This is a genomic window from Sinorhizobium arboris LMG 14919, assembly GCF_000427465.1.
Lineage (GTDB): Bacteria > Pseudomonadota > Alphaproteobacteria > Rhizobiales > Rhizobiaceae > Sinorhizobium > Sinorhizobium arboris.
In genome coordinates, this window is the sequence record NZ_ATYB01000014.1 from 36,044 (window position 1) to 59,568 (window position 23,525).

Genomic DNA, 23,525 nt, shown 5'->3' on the forward strand with positions numbered 1-23,525 from the left:
ATTGGGAACGACATGAACGAATTCAAGCCGCTCGTATTTTCCGGCGTTCAACCGACCGGCAACCTGCATCTCGGCAACTATCTCGGCGCGATCCGCAAATTCGTCGCTCTTCAGGAAGAAAACGACTGCATCTATTGCGTCGTCGACCTGCACTCGATCACGGCGCAGCTCGTGCATGAGGACCTGCCGGGCCAGATCCGTTCGATCGCAGCCGCCTTCATCGCCTCGGGCATCGACCCTGAAAGGCACATCGTCTTCAACCAGTCGGCCGCGCCGCAGCATGCCGAGCTCGCCTGGATCTTCAACTGCGTCGCCCGCATCGGCTGGATGAACCGGATGACCCAGTTCAAGGACAAGGCCGGAAAGGACCGGGAAAACGCTTCGCTCGGCCTGCTCGCCTATCCGAGCCTGATGGCGGCCGACATCCTCGTCTATCGCGCCACCCATGTGCCGGTCGGCGACGATCAGAAGCAGCACCTGGAGCTCACCCGCGACATCGCCCAGAAGTTCAACATCGATTTCATGGAGCATATCCGCCGCGGTGGCTACGGTGTCGATATCGTCGTCGGAGAAGAGCCGATCCATGCCTATTTCCCGCCGGTCGAGCCTTTGATCGGGGGACCGGCGCCGCGCGTCATGTCGCTGCGCGACGGCACCAAGAAGATGTCGAAATCGGACCCTTCGGACCTGTCGCGAATCAACCTGATGGACGACGCCGACACGATCCTGAAGAAGATCCGCAAGGCCAAGACCGATCCGGATGCGCTTCCGAGCGAAACGGACGGTCTCAAGGGCCGCCCGGAAGCCGATAACCTCGTCGGCATTTACGCTGCGCTCTCCGACAGGTCGAAAGAAGAAGTGCTTGCCGAATTCGGCGGCCAGCAATTCTCGACCTTCAAGCCGGCCCTGGCCGACCTCGCCGTCAGCGTGCTTTCGCCGGTTACGGGCGAAATGCGCCGGTTGATGGGCGATACCGCGCATATCGACGCCATCCTGCGCAAAGGCGGGGAGCGCGCGCGGGCCCGCGCCGAGAAGACCATGCGTGAGGTCCGCGAAATCATCGGCTTTTTGCAGTAGTTGATGAAAATGAGAGCTTGCGGGCGCCGCGCGGCGTTGTAATGTTCACCGTATGGTTTCAACCCGACTCTCACGGCTGGAAGGGCATCGCCGCAAGTTCATGGCGGTGATCGACGACACGCCCGAATGCGGCCGCGCCGTGCATTATGCCGGAATGCGCGCGAAAAACTCCAATGGCGGTCTCGTGCTGCTGTACGTGATCGCCGACGGCGACTTTCAGCAGTGGCTGGGCGTCGAGGAGATCATGCGCGCCGAAGCGCGCGACGAGGCCGAGGCGACGCTGGCAAAAATCGCGCAGACGGTGCGTGAACGGATCGGCATCGAGCCGGAAATCGTCATTCGCGAGGGCATCGCCACGGAGCAGATTCACGCCGTCATCGAGGAAGACAGGGACATCGCGATCCTGGTGCTTGCGGCGGGATCGGCGAAGGAAGGCCCAGGCCCGCTCGTTTCGTCGATCGCCGGGAAGGCAGCGGCGTTCCCGATTCCCGTCACGGTCATTCCGGACCTGCTGACGGATGAGGAAATCGACGCGCTGACCTGACCTCTACGGCACCGCGCGCTTCAAGCAGAAGCGCAAGCAGCGGCATGCGTCACCGATGTTCGTGTCCTTAAACCTGCGCCGGTTCAAGGAAACATGCTGGAGGCGCTATTACGCCTTGCGGCCTCCACCCGAGGCTCCTATATTTTGGAACAATTCTAAAAAAGCCGGTCGAGGAGCGCTCCCGGCAGAATGGAGTGAGAGATGTTCATCCAGACCGAAGCCACGCCGAACCCTGCCACCTTGAAATTCCTCCCGGGCAAGGTCGTGATGGAAAATGGCACCGCCGAATTCCGGAGCGAAGAAGAGGCCCTTGCAGGATCACCGCTTGCGGCTCGGCTTTTTTCGATCCCCGGCGTCACCGGCGTCTATTTCGGCTATGATTTCATCACCGTGAGCAAGGAAGCGCAGGAGTGGCAGCATCTGAAGCCCGCGATCCTCGGCTCGATCATGGAACATTTCATGTCGGGGCAGCCGATCATGTCGGGCGCCGGCCGTGCCGAGCAGCTGGACGAGGAAGAGGAATTCTTCGACGAGGGAGACGAGGCGATCGTCGCCACGATCAAGGAGCTGCTCGAGACGCGGGTTCGGCCCGCCGTTGCTCAGGACGGCGGCGACATCACCTTCCGCGGCTTCAAGGACGGAACGGTGTTTCTGAACATGAAAGGCGCGTGCTCCGGCTGCCCCTCTTCGACCGCGACCTTGCGGCACGGCGTTCAGAACCTGTTGCGTCACTTCGTTCCGGAAGTCGAGGCCGTCGAATCCGTCTGATCCGGAGCTGGCCGAGCTGCGCGGACGCGCATGGCAAGTCCGCGCGTCCTCGCTTTCAGTTCTGCGTTATTTCCTTATATCAGTTTCCATATTCCTTATACCGGTGTGGTTTTTGGGATAGAGTCACAGGTATGATTCCGACGTGCCGCAGACTTGGGCACGCGGTAAATGCGGCTGTGCACCCCGGCAGGCGCACCGCTTGTAGGCGCAGGGGAGGAGGCCGCGGCTGAAATGCTAGTTCTTGCCATAGACACGTCCGGGTCCGGTTGTTTCGCGGCCGTCTACGACGATAGGTCCGGAGAGCTTCTGTCATGCGCGGGCGCGGATATCGGGCGCGGCCATGCCGAGCGCCTCATGGAATTCGTCGATGAGGCGTTGACCGCCTCGGCCCGGGAACTTGTCGAAATCGATCGGATTGCCGTGACGACAGGTCCAGGATCGTTCACCGGGATCCGTGTCGGCGTCGCCGCCGCGCGCGGCCTGGCGCTGGCGCTCGGAAAGCCCGCAGTCGGCGTCAGCACGCTCCGGGTCGTCGCCGAAGGCACCAGGCTGAAACAGGCTGGCCAGCCGGTGCTCGTCGTCATCGACGCGAAGCGGGACGAGTTTTACCTCCAGGCCTTCGATGCTTCCGGAAGCGCACAAGGCGAGGCTGAAATCCTGTCCGCCGAGGAAGCGCACGCACGCTTTTCCGGTTTCGCCGGCATCGTTTGCGGCTCCGGTGCCCGTGCGGTTACCGGCGCGGATGGCGACAGGACGGACACGATCGACATGGCGACCCTCGCCCGGCTGGGCGCCGCGGCCGATCCGGCTTCGGCGCGTCCGAAGCCGCTCTATCTGCGCGGACCCGACGCCAAACCCCAGGCCGGATTCGCCGTGACCCGCGCCTGACCGGAGACGCCAAGCGCCATTCGCCCCATATATTCTCCAGAATGTCCAAGAAGCGTCCCGATGAGCCTCACCGACTACTTCACCCGCCGCACCGAGTTCGACATTTTCCCGCTTGAAGAGGCCGATCTCGGCGCCGCGGCGGCGCTGCATCGCCAGCGCTTTGCCGCCGCCTGGAGCGACGGCGAACTTCACGGTCTCCTGACCCAGGACACGGTGTTCGGATTCGTCGCACGCCAGACCAATGGCAATGGCATGTTCCGGCCGGCTTTCGGCGGCTTCGTCCTGTCGCGGGCGGCCGCCGGCGAGGCCGAGATACTGACGATCGGGGTCGACTCCCGATATGCGCGCTCCGGGCTTGGCTGGCGCCTGATGCAGGCGGCGATGCGGGAGGCCGCCGTCAAGGGGGCCGAGGCTCTCTTCCTGGAAGTGGACGAGACGAACCAGGCCGCGATCAGCTTGTATGGAAAACTCGGCTTTCACAAGGTCGGCGAGCGCAAGGCCTATTATCAGGCGCGGCCTGGCGAGCGCAGCACGGCGCTTGTCATGCGGCTTGAACTTCGTTAGATCGCTTCACTGTTTCACGCAGACGGTGAAGCGCAGTTTGGAAGGTGCCTGCGGATGATCAATTGGGTGCGGGTCGCGATTTGCGGCATGCTGCTCGTGGTGATCTCGCTGGTGCTGATGCCGGTTCAGGTCCTTTGTCTGTGGCTCGACCTGAAGCCGCGGCGCTGGTTGCCTCGCTACTGGCATCGCGTCGCCTGCCTGCTGCTCGGCCTGCGGGTCCGCGTCCATGGCGAGCTCGACCGCCGGCGTCCCTTGCTCCTGAGCGCCAACCACGTCTCCTGGAAGGATATCCTGGTGCTTTCGTCGGTGGCGGACGTCGTCTTCGTCGCGAAGTCCGACGTCAAGTCCTGGCCGATATTCGGGGTGCTCGCCCGCCTGCAGGCGTCCGTTTTCGTGGAACGGGAGCAGAAGCGTACCACCGGTCACCAGGTCAATGAAATCGGGCGGCGGCTCGCCGATGGGGAGATCGTCGTGCTCTTCCCGGAAGGAACGACCTCGGACGGCAACCGGCTGCTCGGCGTGAAGACCTCGCTGTTCGGCGCGGCCGCGTCGGCCGTCCCGCAGTCGCCGACGGGCGTGGTCCACGTCCAGCCCCTTGCAATATCCTACACCGGCATCCATGGGATGCCGATGGGGCGTTATCATCGGCCGATCGCCGCCTGGCCGGGCGACATCGGACTGCTGCCCCATCTTCTCGGCGTGCTGAGAGAAGGCGCCCTCGATGTCGATGTCGATTTCGGCGAGGTGGTGGACTATGACCGGCTCGCCAATCGCAAGGAAGTGAGCCGCCGGATCGAGCAGCGGATCCGCAAAATGCTGTCGGATCGGCTGCGAGGGCGTTCTCGGCCCAGCGGGAAGGGCGAGACGGCTCCGGCGCTCTCCGCAGCGCCGGGCGCCTCGTAAGACGCGCAAGGGTTGCTGCCGCACTCTCAATTGCCTTATTCGGGGAGCACCTTGACACGATGGCCGGTACCGGCCCGCGCCGCGCCGCCCCGAAAATACTTCAACTTTGGGCCGCTATGCACTAAAGAACCCGCATGACCCAGGAAACCGCTTTTCTGTCGACGTCGCCCGAGGCGGGCGACCTGAACGTTCCGGCGCGCAAGGTCTTCGTCAAGACCTACGGCTGTCAGATGAATGTCTATGACTCCGACCGCATGTCGGATGCGCTTTCGCGCGACGGCTATGTTGCGACCGATGTTCTGGAAGATGCCGATTTCGTCCTGCTCAACACCTGCCACATCCGCGAAAAGGCGGCGGAGAAGGTCTATTCGGAGCTCGGCCGTCTGCGCGAGCTCAAGAAGGCGAAGGCGCGCGAGGGCCGCGAGTTGCTGATCGGCGTTGCCGGCTGCGTGGCCCAGGCGGAGGGCGACGAGATACTCCGCCGCGCGCCGGCGGTCGATCTCGTCATCGGCCCGCAAACCTATCACCGCCTTCCCGAGGCGCTTAAGCGGGCTCGCACCGGCCAGCGCATCGTGGAAACGGAATACGCCATCGAGGACAAGTTCGCCCATCTGCCGGCGCCCGACAAGGCGAAGACCCGTGCGCGGGGCGTCACGGCCTTCCTGACCGTTCAGGAAGGCTGCGACAAGTTCTGCACCTTCTGCGTGGTGCCCTATACGCGCGGTTCGGAAGTCTCGCGCCCGGTGGCGCAGATCGTCGCGGAGGCGGAGAAGCTCGTCGAGGGCGGCGTGCGCGAGATCACGCTGCTCGGTCAGAATGTCAACGCCTGGCACGGTGCGGGTCCGCACGGGCGCGAATGGAGCCTCGGCGACCTGTTGCGGCGCCTCGGCGAGATCGACGGCCTTGCGCGCCTGCGCTATACCACGAGCCATCCGCGCGACATGGACGACAGTCTCATCGAGGCGCACCGATCCATGGCGAAGCTGATGCCCTATCTGCACCTGCCGGTCCAGTCTGGCTCGGACCGTATCCTGAAGGCGATGAACCGGCGCCATACGGCTGCCGAATATCTGGCGCTCGTCGGGCGCATTCGTGCGGCGCAGCCCGACCTTGCGCTTTCGGGCGATTTCATCGTGGGCTTCCCCGGAGAGACCGAGAAGGACTTCGAGGACACGCTTCGCCTGGTGGAAGAAGTGAACTATGCACAGGCTTTCTCGTTTAAGTATTCGACGCGTCCCGGTACGCCGGGCGCCGAACTCAAGGAACAGGTTCCCGAGGACGTGAAAGCCAAGCGTCTGGAAATATTGCAGGCTTTGCTCGTAAAGCAGCAGCGCGGCTTCGCCGAGGCCTGCGTCGGGCGGGAGATCGACCTGCTCCTTGAGAAGCCTGGCCGCATGCAGGGGCAGCTCGTCGGTCGGTCGCCGTGGCTGCAGCCCGTGAATGTTGATGCAAAAGCATCGCAAATCGGTGACATTATCAGAGTGCGAATCACCAAGGCCGGGCCGAACAGCCTGTTTGCCGAGATGATCGGGGAATCGGACGCGAGGAGCTGACCGCTTGAACGGACACGAACTGATTTCTTCCTCATCTCGCCAGTCGAAGACATCCGCAACGGATGCCAATCACTTCGTGCTCACCTTCGAGAACAATCGCTTCGCCAGCGAACTCTTCGGTCAGTTCGACCAGAACCTGAAACTGCTGGAGGAGCGGTTGCGCATCGATGCCAGGCCGCGGGGAAACTCCGTCGCCATCTCCGGCGACGTCGTAGCGACCAATCAGGCGCGCCGTGCTCTCGACTATCTCTACGGAAGGCTGCAGAGTGGCGCTTCGATCGATACATCCGATGTCGAAGGTGCGATCCGCATGGCGGTCGCCGCCGACGATCAGCTACAGTTGCCGACGATGGAGCGCAAAGCCAAATTGACGATGGCGCAGATTTCGACGCGCAAGAAAACAATCGCTGCGCGCACGCCGATGCAGGACTCCTATATCCGTGCGATGGAGCGGGAGGAGCTCGTCTTCGGCGTCGGTCCTGCCGGTACCGGCAAGACCTATCTCGCCGTTGCCCATGCCGCCCAGCTTCTGGAGCGTGGCGCGGTCGACCGCATCATTCTTTCACGGCCGGCGGTCGAAGCGGGTGAACGTCTCGGCTTCCTCCCCGGCGACATGAAGGAGAAGGTCGATCCCTATCTGCGGCCGCTTTATGACGCGTTGTACGACATGATGCCGGGAGACAAGGTCGAGCGGGCAATCACCGCGGGCGTCATCGAGATCGCGCCGCTCGCCTTCATGCGCGGGCGCACACTTGCCAATGCCGCCGTGATTCTCGACGAAGCACAGAACACCACGTCGATGCAGATGAAGATGTTCCTGACCCGTCTCGGCGAAAACGGCCGGATGATCGTCACGGGCGATCCCAGCCAGGTCGACCTGCCGCGGGGCGTGAAGTCCGGCCTCGTCGAGGCGCTGCAGATACTCAAGGGCGTAGAGGGCGTCTCGGTGATCCGCTTCAAGGACGCCGATGTCGTTCGTCATCCGCTGGTGGCGCGGATCGTCAGGGCCTATGACAGCCAGACGGCGGTTCATGACGAGAGCGAGCAGAGCGATCGTTAATCTTGTTTATTGCGTGATCCGTCCGGAAAGGAATTTCGCTTTTCGGACCGCGGACGGTCGATCATGACGGCATTGGACATTCAGATCAGCGTCGAGGCGGGAGACTGGCCGCCTGAAGGCGAGCTTCTTTCTTTTTGCGAGCGCGTTCTCGAGGCTGCGGCCGATTTTCTCGTGCGTGAGGAGAGTCAGCCGCTGTCGGCGGAAGCGGCGGAATTGTCGCTGGTCTTCACCGACGACCAATCGATGAGGGCGATCAACGCGGAGTGGCGAGGCCAGGACAAGGCGACGAATGTTCTGTCGTTTCCCGCATTTCCGATGGAGCCGGGCAAGATGCCGGGACCGATGCTCGGCGATATCGTCGTCGCCCATGAGACCCTGAGGCGGGAGGCGGCGGAGCTCGAAAAGCCTTTCGACGCGCATTTGACGCATCTTCTCGTCCATGGATTCCTGCACCTTTTCGGGTATGATCATATCGAAGACGACGATGCGGAGAGAATGGAGCGGTTGGAGACTCGCATTTTGGCGCGTCTTGGCCTATCTGATCCCTACGGGGACCAACCCCCGGGTTGACAGTTTGGAACAATGAGCGACTTCAAGACACAGCCTGCCGCCGTCGCGACCGAGGAGGCGGAAGCCTCCGGCGACACCGAGGCCGGTAGTAGTACCGCCGCCCGGTTCGAGGGCAGCAAATCCACATCATCCTTTTGGAGCCGTGCCGCGCGTCTGTTACGCGGTGCGAGCCCGTCGAGCCTGCGCGAGGATCTTGCCGACGCGCTTATGACGGACGCCGACGGCAATGCAGCATTCTCGCCCGAAGAGCGGGCGATGCTCAACAACATCCTCCGCTTCCGCGAGGTTCGCGTCGAAGACGTGATGGTTCCGCGAGCCGATATCGAGGCGGTGGACCAGAACATCACCATCGGCGAGCTCATGGTGCTCTTCGAGGAGTCGGGGCGCTCGCGTATGCCGGTTTACAGCGAAGGACTCGACGACCCCCGCGGGATGGTGCACATCCGCGATCTTCTTGCCTATGTGACCAAACAGGCGCGAAACCGGCGCCGCAACGGCAAAACCCAGGGGACGGCGACGACCAGCAATGGCGAGAAGCCCGAAAGGGCCCGCCAGCAGAAGGCCGGCTTCGATCTCTCCCGCGTCGATCTCGACAGGACGGTGGAGGAGGCGGGAATCATCCGTCAGCTTCTGTTCGTGCCGCCATCGATGCTCGCATCGGATCTCATGCAGCGCATGCAGGCCGCGCGCATCCAGATGGCTCTCGTCATCGACGAATATGGCGGAACGGACGGTCTCGTGTCACTCGAGGACATCGTCGAAATGGTGGTCGGCGACATTGAGGACGAGCATGACGACGAGGAAGTAATGTTCGCGCGCAGCTCGGACGACGTGTTCGTCGCCGACGCTCGTGTAGAGCTCGAGGAGATCGCCGAGGCGGTCGGCCCCGATTTCGATGTTCGCGAGCAGCTCGAGGATGTCGACACGTTGGGCGGACTCGTATTCGCATCGCTCGGCCGGATCCCTGTCCGCGGCGAAGTGGTGCAGGCGATTCCCGGTTTCGAGTTCCAGATTCTCGATGCCGATCCACGTCGCGTCAAGCGCGTCAGGATCATGCGCAAGCGCCCGCCGTCACGCCGTCGCCTGCCGAAGGTCGAGAAGGAGCCGTTGCCCGATGCGTTTGCCGCGACCGGCGGCGCAGGGACGGGTGTCCAGCCCCCGTCCTCATTCGAATAGCGGCCGCGCGGTTTCTCTTCGATCCTCTTCCTATGCCTGTCACGAGAAATCCGGTCACCCGAAGTGGCGGGCCGAAAAACCTCTCCGGCGCCGCCGCAGACGCGGCGCCGCCCGATCCCCATGACATGCACGGGACGAAGAAGAACGATTCTGCCGCACCCGTTGTCCGGAGCGAGGGACAAGGAGCCACTTTTTTGGAAGACTGCCGCCGATTGATTCGGTACAGCGCTGAGCGTCTGTTTCAGGCGCAAGGGTCGCTGTAACACTTATCGCCGCATGTCTTTGTCCTGAATTCGGCTGCGATTAAGGAGACATGCAGTACGTCCCGCGTAAGGTCTTGCCCGCGGCCGGCGCCGACTGGAGGTTCGATGGAAAGACTGGCAGGCAGAATCATACTCCTTTCAGGAGTGTCCCGGACATTCGTCGGCTGTCTCGCCGGCCTTCTGGCGGTGCTTGCCCAACCGCCTTTCGGCATTTTCGCGGCGGCCTTCGTCTCCTTTCCCGTTCTCGTCTGGCTGATCGACGGAGTGGCGCCCGATCCGGGCGACGGGTTGTTCCGGCGGCTGCTGCAGCCCGCCGCGATCGGCTGGTTCTTCGGTTTCGGCTATTTCCTGGGCGGTCTCTGGTGGCTGGGCAATGCGCTTCTGGTCGAGGCGGACGCGTTTGCCTGGGCGCTGCCGCTTACCGTCGTGGGCCTTCCGGCGGTTCTTGGACTATTCTACGCCCTGGCAGTCGTCATCGCCCGCAGCCTCTGGTCCGACGGTTGGGGCCGTATCGCCGCCCTTGCGCTCGGCTTCGGGATCGTTGAATGGCTCCGCAGCTTTCTCTTTACAGGTTTTCCCTGGAATGCCATCGGCTACGCGGCCATGCCGATGCCGTTGATGATGCAGTCGGCGAGCGTCGTCAATCTTTCGACGATCAATATGCTGGCCGTTTTCGTCTTCGCCGCGCCGGCTCTGATCTGGACGGGCAAGGGTGCGCGCACCGGTCTCGCCATCGCCGCAGCGCTTTTCGCAGCGCATGTCGTTTTCGGGTTCTATCGGCTCGCGCAACCCGCCCCCGCGGCGCCTGCACCGGAGATGGCCGTACGCATCGTCCAGCCGGTGATCGACCAGGCTAAGAAGCTCGACGACCGCGAACGCGCCTCGATCTTCGAGGACCACCTTTCGCTGACGGCCGCGCCGGTTCCGCATGACGGCAAGCGGCCGGACATCGTCGTCTGGCCGGAAACCTCGATCCCCTTCATTCTCACCGACAATCCCGACGCCCTGGCGCGGATCGCCGATGTTCTCCAGGACGGGCAAGTTCTGGTCGCCGGCGCCGTCAGGGTCGAGGATGCCGGGGCGGGACTGCCGCCGCGCTATTACAACTCGATCTATGTCATCGACGATCGGGGGCAGATCGTCGGCGCGGCGGACAAGGTGCATCTGGTGCCTTTCGGCGAATACCTCCCGTTCGAGGACCTGCTGACCTCCTGGGGCCTGAGTTCCGTCGCAGCTTCGATGCCGGGCGGTTTCTCGGCAGCCAAAACCCGCCCGGTGCTGACCTTGCCGGGCGGCAGAAAGATCTATCCGATGATCTGTTACGAGGCGATTTTCGCCGACGAGGTGGACGGCAACGCCCGTCTCGCCGACGCGCTCCTCAATATTACCAATGACGCCTGGTTCGGCGATACCCCCGGCCCACGCCAGCATTTCCACCAGGCACAGCTTCGCGCGGTCGAAACCGGAACCCCAATGATCCGTGCCGCGAATACTGGTATTTCAGCAGTTGTTGATGCACGTGGTGTTTTAGTGGTAGTATTGGGCTACAATTACAGGGGGGTTATAGACACAATTCTGCCGGGAAAACTACCTACGCTGACAAACATCGTAACGCGCAGCCAGATCTTTTGGCTGACGGCGGGGATTCTACTTTTGGTTGCAACAATATCGCGCATAGGTTTTAATATTAGGAAGAATTGACGTAAAACCCCTAAAATTGCATAGTGTTTTTCGCCATCAACCTTCGCCTGCCGCCGCAGCGCGACAGGGTTGCCGCAGGGCAAATTTTGCAATGCGGGGTTGCTGGTAACGTAAACAGGGTGTTTAGGAAGGCGAATATGATTGAAAACAAGAAGAAACCGAACCCGATCGACATTCACGTCGGTAGCAGGATTCGCCTTCGTCGGACGATGCTTGGCATGAGCCAGGAGAAGCTCGGCGAGAGTCTGGGGATTACCTTCCAGCAGATCCAGAAGTACGAAAAAGGCACGAACCGCGTCGGCGCAAGCCGGCTGCAGAACATATCGCAGATACTCAACGTGCCGGTGTCGTTCTTCTTCGAGGATGCTCCAGGCGATGGCGGCGGCACCGGGCCGGGGATGGCCGAGGCGTCAAGCTCCAACTACGTGGTCGATTTCCTGTCTTCCTCGGAAGGGTTGCAGCTTAACCGTGCCTTCGTCAAAATTTCCGATCCGAAGGTCCGTCGCAAGTTGGTGGACCTCGTGAAGGCTCTCGCCGCCGAGGCAGAGAGCGAATAATCGGCAATAGTCTCCGTCATGAAAGAAGCGGCGCAGAGCCGCTTTTTTCGTCTGCGGAAGGCTGTGCTCACGCGATCCCGGGTGCCCCGGCTGCGCGTCCGCGCCTGTGGTGATTTCCTCTCCAGCGCCGGCCCGAAGATCGGAATTGATTTTCGCAATCGTCACACACTCTTCCTGGTAGTGCTCTGAGCGAAGATTTTTCCGCCAAACGGGCGTTTTCCGGAAAGCGGAACGTCGCTCCGATGTCGATATAAAGATATATTTATGTCGTTGTGTGCTTGTTTTTCGCCCGCAAAACCACTAAACGTTTGGACCGCTTCTTTCATTGAGGGGACTTCCCGCATGCGCGCAAACTACCTGTTCACAAGTGAATCCGTAGCCGAAGGTCATCCGGACAAAGTGTGTGACCGTATCTCAGACGAAATCGTCGATCTGGTCTACCGTGAAGCGGCAAAGACCGGCGTCGATCCGTGGACTGTGCGCATCGCCTGTGAAACGCTGGCGACGACCAATCGTGTCGTCATCGCCGGCGAGGTCCGCCTGCCGCCGAGCCTCCTGAAGAAGGATAAGAACGGCAACGAGGTCATCAACCCCTCGAAGTTCAAGTCGGCCGCGCGCAAGGCGATTCGCGACATCGGCTACGAGCAGGACGGCTTCCATTGGAAGACGGCGAAGATCGATGTGCTTCTGCACTTCCAGTCGGCGCACATTGCGCAGGGCGTGGACAGCGCCGCCGACAAGCAGGGCGAAGAAGGCGCGGGCGATCAGGGCATCATGTTCGGCTATGCCTGCCGCGAAACCGCCGAACTCATGCCGGCGCCGATCTACTATTCCCACCGGATCCTGAATTTGCTTGCCGCTGCCCGCAAGAAGGGCGAAGGCGAGGTCGCAAAGCTCGGCCCCGATGCCAAGAGCCAGGTGACGGTCCGCTACATCGACGGCAAGCCGGCCGAGGTCAGCTCGATCGTCCTCTCCACTCAGCATCTCGACGACAGCTGGGACTCCGGCAAGGTTCGCTCCGTGGTCGAACCCTATATCCGTGAGGCGCTGGCGGACCTGAAGATCGCCGACGACTGCACCTGGTACATCAACCCGACCGGCAAGTTCGTCATCGGCGGACCGGACGGTGATGCCGGCCTTACCGGCCGCAAGATCATCGTCGACACCTATGGTGGTGCGGCCCCGCATGGCGGCGGCGCCTTCTCGGGCAAGGACACGACCAAGGTCGACCGTTCGGCTGCCTATGCGGCGCGCTATCTGGCCAAGAACGTTGTCGCGGCGGGTCTTGCCGAGCGCTGCACGATCCAGCTTTCCTATGCCATCGGCGTCGCCCAGCCGCTGTCGATCTATGTCGACCTGCACGGGACGGGCAAAGTTTCGGAAGACCAGGTGGAGAGCGCCATCCGCAAGACGATGGACCTGTCGCCGACCGGTATCCGCCGTCATCTGGATCTCAACCGGCCGATCTACGCCAAGACCTCTGCCTATGGCCACTTCGGCCGCAAGGCCGGCCGCGACGGTTCCTTCTCCTGGGAGAAGCTCGACCTGGTCAAGCCGCTCAAAGAAGCGATCGACAGCTCTTCGGCCGTCAACGGGAGAGCGGCGAGCCGCGCTGCCTAAGCTTGCCGGTGATGCAGCTTCGGAAGAGGCCGCGCATTGAAGATATCGCAACGGCCTGTTATCAGGCATGGCAATAATCAGGGCGGGCGCTCCGGAGAGGAGCGTCCGCCTCGTTCATTGTGATTTCGGGCTCGGCTCGATCCGAAATCATCGATACGGAGCTGGATGAGGAGAGCTGGTGCGCCTTCCGCCCGCATCCTGCTTCATCTATGGGAAAAACGACATGACCGAAACGCGCGGTGCCAGAGCAACGGAGGCTTTCTTCGGCCGCCGCAAGGGCAAGCCCCTGCGGGAACGCCAGGCGGCGCATCTTGAAAACCTGCTGCCGCTGTTGAAGCTCGATCTCGAAGAACCGGCACCGGTCGATCTGACGGCGCTTTTCCCCGAACCCGTCAAACGAATTCGCCTGGAGATCGGCTTCGGCGGCGGCGAGCACCTTATCCACCGTGCCGCGGAAGATTCCGCCACCGGCTTCATCGGGGTTGAACCCTTCGTCAATTCGATGGCAAAGCTGCTCGGGCAGATCGAGGCGAAAGCGATCAGAAACATCCGCCTCTACGACGACGATGCCACGCAGGTGTTGGATTGGCTGCCGACGGCATCCGTCGACCAGATCGACCTGCTCTATCCCGATCCCTGGCCGAAGCGAAAGCACTGGAAGCGGCGTTTCGTCTCTCAGGTCAATCTCGACCGCTTCGCACGCATCCTGAAACCCGGAGGCGTCTTCTGCTTCGCCTCGGACATCGATAGCTATGTCAATTGGACGCTGATCCATTGCCGCGATCACACGGCTTTCGAATGGACGGCGGAAGGAGCGGCCGACTGGCTGACGCCTTTTGCCGGATGGCCAAGCACGCGCTACGAAGCGAAGGCCCGCCGGGAAGGGCGCAGTTCGGCCTATCTGACCTTTCGAAGGGTTTAGAAAGTCTCGGAGCCGCTCCTCTCGTCGGATTTAGCCGAAGACTAACCCCCGTCTCCGCAGGTGGGTGGGGGCTTGAACGGTCCGCCGTGAGCAAAGAGTGTGCGGTTTTCCGCCCGCATCCTACGTCTCAACTTCTGGAATCGATCACGTTCATGTTTCAGGTCGACCCGACCTGAAACATCGTGGCCTGGCGTCAACCGCTCAGTGCAAACTGACCGTGCGAAGGTCGTCTTCGGCCGCCTTGAAGAAGGTGCTGGAGCGGTTGTCCGTCAGCAGGATGGGCGTTCCATCGGCGCCGAACAGGGCCCACAGATCGATTCCAGGCCCCATCTCGGGCGCTTCCGGAAAGCAACGGGAGACCTCTTCAGAACGCATCTTGCGGATGTAGCCGACCTCGCCTGCACCAAGATGCGCAAGGTCGTTCTTCGACAGCGATGTGTTGATGGCTTTCAGTCCCATGGTCATGCTCCGTGGTCGCCGGCCGCAGGAATAAAATCCCGCCGGTTATCCTATTCTGGGACCGAAATATTAATTTTCTTTACCATGCGGACCGGCTCGGGACGCACCAGATCCACCGCAAGGAGGCCGTTGCGCAATTCCGCGCCCAGGACCTGCATCCCGTCGGCCAGCACGAAGGTCCGCTGGAACTGCCGCGCGGCAATGCCCCGATGCAGGTATTCCTTTTCGCCGGTTTCGATCTGGCGGCCGCGGATGACCAGCTGGTTCTCCTCGGTCGTCACGTCGAGGTCTTCCTCGGAGAAACCCGCGACGGCGAGCGTTATCCGCAAACGTTCCGGTGCACCGGCGGCAGAATCGCCGCGAATGCGCTCGATATTGTAGGGTGGGTAGCCGTCATTGCCCTTGGCGATGCGCTCAAGGGTCTTTTCCATACTGTCGAAACCCACCAGAAGCGGGCTCGCAAAAGGCGTTATTCTGCTCATTCTCCAAGCCCTTGCAGCTCAAGCGACCATTGTCGGACCTGCCAAGCAGCATCCTCGAAGCAATATGGTGGCTGTGTGCAATGAGTGCAAGCGGCTTGCCTCCGCAGCCCACGCAAATCATAGTCTCTGATTCGAAGGCGGTGGTCCGGCAGGGAGATGGAAGTGTCAAACGCGAGAAAAATCATCATCGACACGGATCCGGGTCAGGACGATGCGGCGGCAATCATGCTCGCTTTCGGCAGCCCGGAAGAAATCGACGTACTTGGCATCACCACGGTCGCCGGCAATGTTCCGCTGACGCTGACGGCCCGAAACGCCCGCATCGTCTGCGAGCTCTGCAACAGGACCGACGTCAAGGTCTTTGCCGGTGCCGAGCGGCCCGTCGCCCGCCCGCTTGTCACGGCCGAGCACGTGCACGGCAAGACGGGGCTCGACGGCCCTGTGCTCGACGAGCCGACGATGCCGCTTCAAGAGCAGCACGCCGCCGATTTCATCGTTGAAACGCTGCGTGCGGAGGCGCCGGGTGCCGTGACGCTTTGTACGCTCGGGCCCCTGACGAATATCGCGCTGGCCTTGACGAAGGCGCCGGAAATCGCACCGGCGGTACGCGAGCTCGTGATGATGGGCGGCGGCTTCTTCGAAGGCGGCAACATAACGCCCGCGGCAGAATTCAACATCTATGTCGATCCGGAGGCCGCCGAGATCGTTTTCCGCTCCGGCATTCCGATCGTCATGATGCCTCTCGACGTTACCCATCGCGTTCTGACGCGCAAGGCCCGTGTCGAGAAAATCCGCGCCGTCGGCAGCCCGGCGGCCGTAGCCCTTGCGGAGATGCTCGAGTTCTTCGAGCGTTTCGACATCGAGAAATACGGCACCGATGGCGGACCGCTGCACGATCCGACGGTTATCGCCTATCTGCTGAGGCCGGAACTCTTCACGGGCCGTGACTGCAACGTCGAGATCGAAACCACGTCTCCGCTCACCGCGGGCATGACCGTGGTCGACTGGTGGCAGGTCACCGGCCGCGCGCACAACGCCAAGGTCATGCGGCACATCGACGACGAGGGCTTTTTCGAGCTCCTGACCGAGCGGTTGGCCCGTATCTGATAGCCCCATGTACGCCTTGCCTGGAAAAGAAAACGGCGCCCGATGAGGTTCGGACGCCGTTTTGCAGCCGGTCCGGTTTGCGATCAGAATTCTTCCCAATTGTCCTGCGCGAGCGCATTGGCGCCGGATGTCCTGGCAAGCACCCTTTGAGTCGAATTGGAGTAGGCGGCACTGCGCGGCGCCTGTGCCGGACGATTTTCCGCGGGGGCAGCCGCCCGCATGCGCTCGGCCGTACCGCGCAGTAATTCGGCCGAGGCCTGGGCCTTGGCAGGCTGCGGGGCGATCTGGAAACGGGCGACCAGCGCGCTGAGGGCGCGGGCCTCGTCGTTCAGTGCCATGCTGGCGGCAGTCGTCTCTTCCACCATGGCAGCGTTCTGCTGTGTCACCTGGTCCATCTGATTGACGGCAGAATTGATCTCCTTGAGGCCCACCGCCTGTTCCGAGGCGGAGCTGGAGATCTGGCGGATGAGCCCATTGATCTGCACCACCTGCTCGGCGATCTTCTCGAGCGCGCCGCCCGCCTTGCCGACGAGGTCGACGCCCTCGCGAACCTGGCCCGCCGATGTATTGATCAGCGTCTTGATTTCCTTTGCAGCATTCGCAGAGCGCTGCGCGAGCTCGCGGACTTCCTGTGCGACGACCGCGAAGCCCTTGCCGGCGTCGCCGGCGCGGGCGGCCTCGACCCCGGCATTGAGCGCCAGAAGATTGGTCTGAAAGGCGATTTCATCGATCACGCCGATGATGCGGCTGACTTCATGCGACGACTGCTCGATGCCCTGCATGGCGGCGATCGCCTTCTGCACCACCTCGCCGGACTGTTCGGCGTCGCTGCTTGCGACTTCGACGGACTTCGCGGCGACCTTTGCGTTTTCGGCGCTGGCGTTCACCTGCGAGGTCAGTTCGTCAAGGGCGGCTGCAGTTTCCTCGAGGCTTGCTGCCTGCTGTTCCGTCCGATGCGACAGGTCGTTGGCGGCGCCTGAAATCTCGCTGGTGCCGCTGCCGATATTGACGACGGAGTGGTTGACGGTGCGGATCGTCTCTTCGAGGCTCTCCATCGTTGCGTTGAAATCGCGCTTCAGCTGCGCGTATTCGCCGGGGAAGTCGCCGGTAAGGCGGAAGGCGAGGTCGCCGGCGGAGAGATGCGACAGGGCCTTGCCGAGGCGTGCGACGATGTCGCGCTGCAGCGCACTGGCCTCGCTGCGTTCGTTTTCCGAACGTCCGCGTTCCAGTTCCGCCTGTTCTCTCTCGTGGCGGGCTTCGCTTTCAAGGCGCCTGTTGTCGGCGAGCTGGTGGCGGAAGCCCTCGAGAGATCTGGCGACGGCTCCTGTCTCGTCGGAGCGTTCCTGACCGGAAATCGGCCGGGTATATTCTCCGTTGCTGAGCGTCTCGACGTCGCGCACGAGACCGGCAAGCGGCTTCTGGACGAAGCGGCGAACAGCGAAATAGAGGCCGGCGAGCACCGCGCCGAGGACCACCAGGCCACCGACGATCATCATATAGGTCTGATCGCGCACCGGCGCATTGATGGCCGAGCGCGGAACATCGACCAGAACCAGCCACTGCGCGTTCACGTCGGGCAGGCTGAAAGGATAGACGACGCGGTCGAAAGGCTCGTTGCCGTCGTAAGTCAGGTTCTCGATCATGCGGGGCGTCCCGGTCGAAAGGGCATCCTTCACGGACTCGGCGCCTTCGCCGTCATATTCCTTCATCAGCAGTTCGGGGATAGGTGCGGCGAGCCATTTGCTGCTCTGCGACAGCAAATAGACCCGGCCCGAGCCGAAAGGCTTGACCGCCGAGAGACGGTCGGCGAGTGCGGCGAGCGAAATATCGACACCCGAGACGCCGATCATCCTGCCGTCCGAAATGACCGGATAGGCGATCGACGTCATCGTGGTCGGGACGTCGGTGCCCTCGGCGAGATATGGCTGGGTGATGGCGCCCTTGCCGCTCTTCGCCGCGAGGCCGTACCACTCGGCCGCATAATCGGCCTTGAAGGTCGAGAGCTGGATATTTCCGTTGCGGTCCTTGGACCAATAGGGCGTGAACGCACCGTCGGCATTACCGCCAAGTTCCGTGTTGTCGATGACGTCCTTCCCGTCATAGGCCCTGGGCTCTTCGGCGAACCAGCTGCCGAAGGCAAAGCCATGTTGCTCCAGGTTGGCCTTCAGGAGATTGATGGCGCCTGCGCGGTCGGTGGACTGCCCGGCATGGCCGCGCCCCAGAATGCCCGACATGGTCCGCGCGGCGGCGGCAAGTTCGCCCACGCTTCCCGCTATGTCGGACGCGATCGCCCGCGCCTCCGTCTTCGCGCCGTCGAAGACGAGCGTCTCCACACGGTCCTGCGTCTGAGAGATAAGCACGTAATTCGACGCGAGCAGCACGAGGGCGATCGTGCCTCCCGTCACTGCGATCAACTTTGTCGCCAGCGATCTGGCTTGGAACTTGAACATGAAATCCTCGCGCACTGAGAGGTCCGCGGGTATTGAGCCCGCGGCGCGACATATTCGGAACTGTGGGTGAAGCTCCCTCATGGAGCGCCAGATGCCGACCGGCATGGAGGAGCGGCCGAAAATTGGCCTACTCGCCGCTCTGATTAGACGATCAAAGATTAAAATACGGACAACACCCGCAGCGATTCTGCGATTCCCTCCCTGCGGATGGAAGCGCGGAGGGCCATTACCCTCCGAGTCGGGCTGCGACCTCGGAGGCAAGCGGTATCGCCGGCTGGGCACCCGGCTTGAGGCAGGCGAGCGATCCCGCAACCGCGGCGCGGTGGAGCGCCTCGGAGAATGCGAGGCCGGCGTCGAATCCGGCTGCGAGATAGCCGCAGAACGTATCTCCAGCACCGACCGTATCGACGGGCTCGATCGTGAGCCCCTTCGCACGATGGAGCTCGCCCTCGTGAACCGCCACGACGCCCTCGGCGCCGAGCGTTACGATCACGGTCTGGCCGGTCTCGCCGTGCAGCCGCTTCATCGCCTGTTCCCGTTCGGCACCGGCGATGCCTGCTTTGCCCGCGAGCAGCTCGAACTCGGTCTCGTTGGCGATAACGATATCGGCCATGCGGCCAAGGCGCGCCGCGTCCGGCGTCAGCGGCGCGATGTTGATGATCGAGCGCACGCCTCGCCGCTTTGCTTCGGCGAGGGCCTTTTCCACCGAGGCGGCGGGAATTTCGAGCTGCAGCATCAGCGTGTCGCCGGCCGCCATTTTCGCAACGGCGTTCACTGCGTCGAGCTCGCTCACGAGGGCATTGGCGCTGGCGACGACGACGATGACGTTTTCGCCGTCGCCGCCGACGATGATATGTGCCGTGCCGGTCGGCTCGTCGACGATCTTCGTCAGACCGAGATCGGTGCCGGCATCCTTGAGCAGCGCCAGCGCGCCCTCGGCGAAGGCGTCGGATCCGACCGCACCTGCCATGCGCACCGAGGCGCCGGCACGGCGCGCTGCAAGCGCCTGGTTTGCACCCTTGCCGCCCGCCGCAGTGGAAAAGCCTGTTCCTGCAACCGTCTCGCCGGGCTTCGGAAGGCGCGCGGCCGTGGCGATCAGGTCCATGTTGATGGACCCAAAAACAGTGATCATGTGGAGGTGTCCCGTCGGCTTGCTTCTGCGTTTGTGCCTGATGTCCCCCAAAACCGCTGCACGGTTCTGGGCGGCACGTACTGTCGGAGATTGCCCGACGCCGTCAGTCCTCGTCAACCACTCTCAGCTTCAATTGCCCCATGCGGCCGTCCAGCGGGCGTCCGTTCCCGTCGCCCGGCTTCCCGTTCTGATTTGGATCGGCTTCCGCCTGCAGCTCGAGCGCCTCGATCTTGGCGCCGCGACGGGTCAACTTGTCCGCGGAGATCAGGATGTCCTCGACATCCTTCTGGGTCATGGCGAAATGGCCTTGGAGCTTGCGTACGCGCTCGTCGAGACGCGAGAGGTCTTCCATCAGCCGCGCGACCTCGCCCTGAATGAGATGCGCCTGTTCGCGCATGCGGGCGTCCTTCAGGATCGCCTGAATCACCTGGACCGACAGGAGCAGGAGCGACGGAGAAACGATGACGATGCGCTGGCGGTGCGCCTTCTGCACGACAGCTTCGAAATGCTCGTGGATTTCGGCGAAAATCGATTCGGAGGGAACGAAGAGGAATGCCGTGTCCTGCGTCTCCCCCGGCAGCAGATACTTGCCGGCAATATCGCGGATATGGACCTCCATGTCGCGCCGGAAGGCCTGTGCGGCCTGCTGCCGACGTTCGGCACTCTCCGCGTCCCTCATGGAATTCCAGGCCTCGAGCGGAAACTTCGCGTCGATGACCAGCGGCGGCTGGCCGTTCGGCATGCGGATAGTGCAATCCGGCCGCGCGCCGTTGGAAAGCGTCGCCTGGAAGGCGAAGGCGCCCATCGGCAGGCCGTCCGCGACGATCGCCTCCATGCGCGACTGCCCGAAGGCGCCGCGTGTCTGCTTGTTGGCGAGGATGCTCTGCAGCCCGGCCATGTCCTTGGCGAGCGACTGGATGTTGTTCTGCGCGTTGTCGATCACCGCGAGCCGCTCCTGGAGCCGCCGCAGATTTTCGTGCGTCGCCTTCGTCTGTTCGCTGATCGAGGCGCCGATCCGGTGCGTCATTCCATCGATGCGCTGGCTGAGTGTCTGATTCAATTCCGCTTGTCTGGTGCCGAACACCTCGGCCATGGCCGCGATGCGTCCCTGCATTTCCGTCTGCGCCGCGATAAGCGCAGACATCCGCTCGTCGTGTTCGACTGCTCTTCGCGAGCCCGCGCGGCGAGTGAAAATAACCGAGAGCGACGCCGCCAACAGGGCGGCGGCGGTGACGAGCCAGCCGACCGTAACGGGCAGGGTTCCGATGACGAATAGCGGCTGGTCGAAGGAAAAGGCGATGGGCTCCATGGCCGCAACTTAAACGGATTCGCATCCGAAGACCAGATCAAAACGAGAACAAACCCCATCGTGTCGATGATCGGACCGAGCACGGGGGAAGCGGCAATTTTCTTGCGCGTCCACGGAAAGATCGGCTATGGGGATCGGCATGACGATCAAGCCGCTCATCATTCTTCCCGATCCGGTTCTGCGCCAGGTGTCGACACCGGTGGAGACCATTGACGCCGATATTCGCCGGCTTGCCGACGATATGCTGGAAACCATGTACGACGCGCCGGGCATAGGTCTAGCCGCGATACAGATCGGGGTGCCGAAACGCCTCCTGGTCCTCGACGTGACGAAGGAGGGAGAGGAGAAGCAGCCGCTCGTCTTCATCAATCCGAAGGTCGTTCGCTCTTCCGGGGAGCGTTCGGTCTATGAGGAAGGCTGCCTTTCTATCCCCGACTATTACGCCGAGGTCGAACGGCCGGCCGCGATCACGGTCGAGTATGTCGATCGCGAGGGCAAGGAACAGACGATCGAGGCGGATGGCCTGCTCGCCACCTGCCTGCAGCACGAGATCGACCATCTGAACGGCGTCCTGTTCATCGACCATATCTCCAAGCTCAAGCGCGACATGGTGATCCGCAAGTTCACCAAGGCGGCAAAGACGCGCGGCGCCAAGGCGATCTGATCCCCCGCCTTGCGGCCGATACCGGTTGGGTCGCCGCCTGCTCACGGGCAATCGAAAGAGACGGAGGCCGTCACTTGCCGCTTCGCATCATCTTCATGGGCACACCGGAATTTTCAGTGCCGACGCTCCTCGCACTCGCCGAGGCGGGGCACGAGATCGCCGCCGTCTATACGCAGCCGCCGCGGCCGGGCGGCCGGCGTGGCCTCGACCTTCAGAAGTCCCCCGTGCACCAGGCTGCAGAACGTCTCGGCGTTCCGGTGTCGACGCCCATCAACTTCAAGCAGGCCGCGGACCGCCGGCTCTTCCGGGATTTCAATGCGGACGTGGCGGTCGTCGTCGCCTACGGCCTGCTTCTGCCTGAGGAGATACTCTCGGGCACCCGCTACGGCTGCTATAACGGCCATGCGTCGCTCCTGCCGCGCTGGCGAGGGGCGGCGCCGATCCAGCGGGCAATCATGGCCGGCGACCGCGAGACCGGCATGATGGTGATGAAAATGGACAAGGGGCTCGATACCGGCCCCGTGGCTCTCACCCGGTCGGTGCCGATCGGCGAGGCGATGACGGCGGGCGAGCTGCACGACCGGCTGATGCAGGTCGGAGCGGTACTGATGACGGAGGCCATGGCCAAGCTCGAGGCCGGTGACCTTCCGCTCGTGCCGCAGCCGGAGGAGGGTGTCGTCTATGCCGCCAAGATATCGAAGGAAGAGACCCGGATCGATTTCTCCAGGCCGGCTGCGCAGGTTCACAACCATATCCGCGGCCTTTCGCCCTTTCCCGGTGCCTGGTTCGAGCTCGATATTGCCGGCCGCCGCGAACGTATCAAGGTGCTGGGCTCCGAGACGTCGGAAGGGAAAGGTGCTCACGGAGAAGTGCTCGATGGTACTCTGAGGATCGCCTGCGGCGAGGGCGCGGTGCGGCTGACGAGATTGCAGCGTGCGGGCGGCAAGGCGCTGGCTGCCGCCGATTTCCTGCGCGGCACGCCCGTCGCTGCGGGCGCGAGGATCTCCTGATGCCCCGCTATCGCCTGGTCGTCGAATATGACGGTTCCGACTATGTCGGCTGGCAGCGGCAGGACAATGGCCCCTCCGTCCAGGGCGCGATCGAGAAGGCGGCCTTTTCGCTCGCCGGCGAAGCAGTCTCTATCCGCGGTGCCGGGCGCACCGATTCCGGTGTTCACGCCATGGGTCAAGTGGCGCATCTAGATCTTACGCGCGAGTGGAAGCCGCACACATTGCGGAACGCGCTCAACGCGCATCTGACGCTTGCGGGCGAGCGGGTCTCGATCCTCGAAGCCGCGGAGGCCTCCGCCGATTTCGACGCGCGTTTCTCCGCGATCCGCCGGCATTATCTCTATCGGATCATTTCCCGCCGGTCGCCGCTGGCGCTGGAGGCCCGCCGCGCCTGGTGGGTGCCGAAGGCGCTCGATCACGCGGCAATGCACGAGGCGGCACAGCGTCTCGTCGGTCACCACGACTTCACGACGTTCCGCTCGGCCCACTGCCAGGCGACGAGCCCGCTGCGCACGCTCGACCGGCTGGACGTGACGCGTGCGGGTGAGCTCATCGAAATCCGCGCCACGGCACAAAGCTTTCTACACAACCAGATCCGTTCCTTCGCAGGCTCGCTGAAGCTCGTCGGCGAGGGTAAATGGACGCCGGACGACCTGCAGGCGGCACTCGAAGCACGGGACCGCAAGGCGTGCGGCCCGGTCGCTCCGCCGGATGGACTCTATTTCATGCGGGTGGATTACTGAGCT

23 protein-coding genes are annotated in these 23,525 nt (G+C 62.9%); 18 read left to right on the top strand and 5 right to left on the bottom strand.

Features of this window, described 5'->3' with window-relative positions; genetic code table 11:
* The first annotated feature begins 12 nt into the window (after positions 1-12).
* The 14 genes from trpS to trmB all read left to right on the top strand — a co-directional run bounded on the left by trpS (position 13) and on the right by trmB (position 14,166).
* On the top strand, positions 13-1,077 hold the full coding sequence (gene trpS, locus SINAR_RS0111255; RefSeq protein ID WP_027999196.1) for a tryptophan--tRNA ligase: 1,065 nt from the start codon (positions 13-15) through the stop codon (positions 1,075-1,077).
* 52 nt (positions 1,078-1,129) lie between these two features.
* Complete coding sequence (locus tag SINAR_RS0111260; protein WP_027999197.1) at positions 1,130-1,621, top strand: universal stress protein; 492 nt, start codon at positions 1,130-1,132, stop codon at positions 1,619-1,621.
* 201 nt (positions 1,622-1,822) lie between these two features.
* Complete coding sequence (locus SINAR_RS0111265; protein ID WP_027999198.1) at positions 1,823-2,389, top strand: NifU family protein; 567 nt, start codon at positions 1,823-1,825, stop codon at positions 2,387-2,389.
* 231 nt (positions 2,390-2,620) lie between these two features.
* Positions 2,621-3,277, top strand: a complete 657-nt coding sequence (gene tsaB / locus SINAR_RS0111270) for a tRNA (adenosine(37)-N6)-threonylcarbamoyltransferase complex dimerization subunit type 1 TsaB (RefSeq protein WP_027999199.1) — start codon at positions 2,621-2,623, stop codon at positions 3,275-3,277.
* A gap of 60 nt (positions 3,278-3,337) precedes the next feature.
* Positions 3,338-3,841, top strand: a complete 504-nt coding sequence (locus tag SINAR_RS0111275) for a GNAT family N-acetyltransferase (protein ID WP_027999200.1) — start codon at positions 3,338-3,340, stop codon at positions 3,839-3,841.
* A 54-nt stretch (positions 3,842-3,895) separates the two neighbouring features.
* Entirely contained in the window at positions 3,896-4,744 is an 849-nt protein-coding gene (olsA, locus tag SINAR_RS0111280) for a lyso-ornithine lipid O-acyltransferase (protein ID WP_027999201.1), read from the top strand.
* Between the two features lie 134 nt (positions 4,745-4,878).
* Positions 4,879-6,297, top strand: coding sequence for a tRNA (N6-isopentenyl adenosine(37)-C2)-methylthiotransferase MiaB (gene miaB, locus SINAR_RS0111285; protein WP_027999202.1), 1,419 nt, complete (start codon positions 4,879-4,881; stop codon positions 6,295-6,297).
* A 4-nt stretch (positions 6,298-6,301) separates the two neighbouring features.
* Positions 6,302-7,357 carry a PhoH family protein gene (locus SINAR_RS0111290; RefSeq protein WP_027999203.1) on the top strand — a complete coding sequence of 352 codons (1,056 nt, stop codon included), beginning with the start codon at positions 6,302-6,304 and terminating at the stop codon, positions 7,355-7,357.
* 63 nt (positions 7,358-7,420) lie between these two features.
* Positions 7,421-7,927, top strand: coding sequence for an rRNA maturation RNase YbeY (gene ybeY / locus SINAR_RS0111295; RefSeq protein ID WP_027999204.1), 507 nt, complete (start codon positions 7,421-7,423; stop codon positions 7,925-7,927).
* A gap of 12 nt (positions 7,928-7,939) precedes the next feature.
* On the top strand, positions 7,940-9,103 hold the full coding sequence (locus SINAR_RS0111300; RefSeq protein ID WP_027999205.1) for a hemolysin family protein: 1,164 nt from the start codon (positions 7,940-7,942) through the stop codon (positions 9,101-9,103).
* A 368-nt stretch (positions 9,104-9,471) separates the two neighbouring features.
* Positions 9,472-11,067, top strand: coding sequence for an apolipoprotein N-acyltransferase (gene lnt, locus SINAR_RS0111305; RefSeq protein WP_027999206.1), 1,596 nt, complete (start codon positions 9,472-9,474; stop codon positions 11,065-11,067).
* A gap of 137 nt (positions 11,068-11,204) precedes the next feature.
* A complete protein-coding gene (locus SINAR_RS0111310) occupies positions 11,205-11,624 on the top strand; it encodes a helix-turn-helix domain-containing protein (RefSeq protein ID WP_003527670.1) in 420 nt (139 codons plus the stop codon).
* Between the two features lie 342 nt (positions 11,625-11,966).
* Positions 11,967-13,244, top strand: coding sequence for a methionine adenosyltransferase (gene metK, locus SINAR_RS0111315; protein WP_027999207.1), 1,278 nt, complete (start codon positions 11,967-11,969; stop codon positions 13,242-13,244).
* A 223-nt stretch (positions 13,245-13,467) separates the two neighbouring features.
* On the top strand, positions 13,468-14,166 hold the full coding sequence (gene trmB / locus SINAR_RS0111320; RefSeq protein WP_027999208.1) for a tRNA (guanine(46)-N(7))-methyltransferase TrmB: 699 nt from the start codon (positions 13,468-13,470) through the stop codon (positions 14,164-14,166).
* A gap of 201 nt (positions 14,167-14,367) precedes the next feature.
* On the opposite strand, the gene SINAR_RS0111325 is transcribed toward trmB, so the two are convergent.
* Together SINAR_RS0111325 and SINAR_RS0111330 are read right to left on the bottom strand one after the other, a co-directional pair.
* A complete protein-coding gene (locus SINAR_RS0111325; protein WP_003527660.1) occupies positions 14,368-14,625 on the bottom strand; it encodes a BQ00720 family protein in 258 nt (85 codons plus the stop codon).
* 50 nt (positions 14,626-14,675) lie between these two features.
* A complete protein-coding gene (locus tag SINAR_RS0111330) occupies positions 14,676-15,107 on the bottom strand; it encodes an Hsp20 family protein (protein ID WP_027999209.1) in 432 nt (143 codons plus the stop codon).
* A gap of 162 nt (positions 15,108-15,269) precedes the next feature.
* On the opposite strand from SINAR_RS0111330, the gene SINAR_RS0111335 reads away from it, so the two are divergent.
* Complete coding sequence (locus tag SINAR_RS0111335; protein WP_027999210.1) at positions 15,270-16,214, top strand: nucleoside hydrolase; 945 nt, start codon at positions 15,270-15,272, stop codon at positions 16,212-16,214.
* Between the two features lie 83 nt (positions 16,215-16,297).
* Here SINAR_RS0111335 and SINAR_RS0111340 read toward each other — a convergent pair whose 3' ends face one another.
* From SINAR_RS0111340 to SINAR_RS0111350, 3 genes are all read right to left on the bottom strand, one after another.
* Positions 16,298-18,664: a methyl-accepting chemotaxis protein gene (locus SINAR_RS0111340; protein ID WP_027999211.1), complete on the bottom strand. Its 2,367-nt coding sequence runs from the start codon at positions 18,662-18,664 to the stop codon at positions 16,298-16,300.
* A gap of 226 nt (positions 18,665-18,890) precedes the next feature.
* On the bottom strand, positions 18,891-19,796 hold the full coding sequence (locus tag SINAR_RS0111345) for a ribokinase (RefSeq protein WP_027999212.1): 906 nt from the start codon (positions 19,794-19,796) through the stop codon (positions 18,891-18,893).
* A 103-nt stretch (positions 19,797-19,899) separates the two neighbouring features.
* Entirely contained in the window at positions 19,900-21,105 is a 1,206-nt protein-coding gene (locus SINAR_RS0111350) for a DNA recombination protein RmuC (RefSeq protein WP_027999213.1), read from the bottom strand.
* A 139-nt stretch (positions 21,106-21,244) separates the two neighbouring features.
* Between SINAR_RS0111350 and def the strand changes: the two genes are divergently transcribed.
* The 3 genes from def (at position 21,245) to truA (ending at position 23,522) form a co-directional block, all read left to right on the top strand.
* On the top strand, positions 21,245-21,769 hold the full coding sequence (def, locus tag SINAR_RS0111355) for a peptide deformylase (protein WP_027999214.1): 525 nt from the start codon (positions 21,245-21,247) through the stop codon (positions 21,767-21,769).
* 74 nt (positions 21,770-21,843) lie between these two features.
* On the top strand, positions 21,844-22,779 hold the full coding sequence (gene fmt / locus SINAR_RS0111360; protein ID WP_027999215.1) for a methionyl-tRNA formyltransferase: 936 nt from the start codon (positions 21,844-21,846) through the stop codon (positions 22,777-22,779).
* Complete coding sequence (truA, locus tag SINAR_RS0111365; RefSeq protein ID WP_027999216.1) at positions 22,779-23,522, top strand: tRNA pseudouridine(38-40) synthase TruA; 744 nt, start codon at positions 22,779-22,781, stop codon at positions 23,520-23,522. Before fmt ends, truA begins: the two co-directional genes overlap by 1 nt.
* Positions 23,523-23,525: the final 3 nt, after the last annotated feature.

Bases quoted from the DNA above. Each gene is read 5' to 3' on its own strand.
- tsaB (WP_027999199.1), top strand. From the start codon at position 2,621: ATGCTAGTTCTTGCCATAGACACGTCCGGGTCCGGTTGTTTCGCGGCC.
- miaB (WP_027999202.1), top strand. From the start codon at position 4,879: ATGACCCAGGAAACCGCTTTTCTGTCGACGTCGCCCGAGGCGGGCGAC.
- truA (WP_027999216.1), top strand. From the start codon at position 22,779: ATGCCCCGCTATCGCCTGGTCGTCGAATATGACGGTTCCGACTATGTC.
- olsA (WP_027999201.1), top strand. From the start codon at position 3,896: ATGATCAATTGGGTGCGGGTCGCGATTTGCGGCATGCTGCTCGTGGTG.
- SINAR_RS0111330 (WP_027999209.1), bottom strand. From the start codon at position 15,107: ATGAGCAGAATAACGCCTTTTGCGAGCCCGCTTCTGGTGGGTTTCGAC.
- trpS (WP_027999196.1), top strand. From the start codon at position 13: ATGAACGAATTCAAGCCGCTCGTATTTTCCGGCGTTCAACCGACCGGC.
- ybeY (WP_027999204.1), top strand. From the start codon at position 7,421: ATGACGGCATTGGACATTCAGATCAGCGTCGAGGCGGGAGACTGGCCG.
- SINAR_RS0111260 (WP_027999197.1), top strand. From the start codon at position 1,130: ATGGTTTCAACCCGACTCTCACGGCTGGAAGGGCATCGCCGCAAGTTC.
- lnt (WP_027999206.1), top strand. From the start codon at position 9,472: ATGGAAAGACTGGCAGGCAGAATCATACTCCTTTCAGGAGTGTCCCGG.
- SINAR_RS0111345 (WP_027999212.1), bottom strand. From the start codon at position 19,796: ATGATCACTGTTTTTGGGTCCATCAACATGGACCTGATCGCCACGGCC.
- SINAR_RS0111310 (WP_003527670.1), top strand. From the start codon at position 11,205: ATGATTGAAAACAAGAAGAAACCGAACCCGATCGACATTCACGTCGGT.
- SINAR_RS0111265 (WP_027999198.1), top strand. From the start codon at position 1,823: ATGTTCATCCAGACCGAAGCCACGCCGAACCCTGCCACCTTGAAATTC.
- SINAR_RS0111350 (WP_027999213.1), bottom strand. From the start codon at position 21,105: ATGGAGCCCATCGCCTTTTCCTTCGACCAGCCGCTATTCGTCATCGGA.
- metK (WP_027999207.1), top strand. From the start codon at position 11,967: ATGCGCGCAAACTACCTGTTCACAAGTGAATCCGTAGCCGAAGGTCAT.
- SINAR_RS0111325 (WP_003527660.1), bottom strand. From the start codon at position 14,625: ATGGGACTGAAAGCCATCAACACATCGCTGTCGAAGAACGACCTTGCG.
- SINAR_RS0111275 (WP_027999200.1), top strand. From the start codon at position 3,338: ATGAGCCTCACCGACTACTTCACCCGCCGCACCGAGTTCGACATTTTC.
- SINAR_RS0111340 (WP_027999211.1), bottom strand. From the start codon at position 18,664: ATGTTCAAGTTCCAAGCCAGATCGCTGGCGACAAAGTTGATCGCAGTG.
- trmB (WP_027999208.1), top strand. From the start codon at position 13,468: ATGACCGAAACGCGCGGTGCCAGAGCAACGGAGGCTTTCTTCGGCCGC.
- def (WP_027999214.1), top strand. From the start codon at position 21,245: ATGACGATCAAGCCGCTCATCATTCTTCCCGATCCGGTTCTGCGCCAG.
- SINAR_RS0111300 (WP_027999205.1), top strand. From the start codon at position 7,940: ATGAGCGACTTCAAGACACAGCCTGCCGCCGTCGCGACCGAGGAGGCG.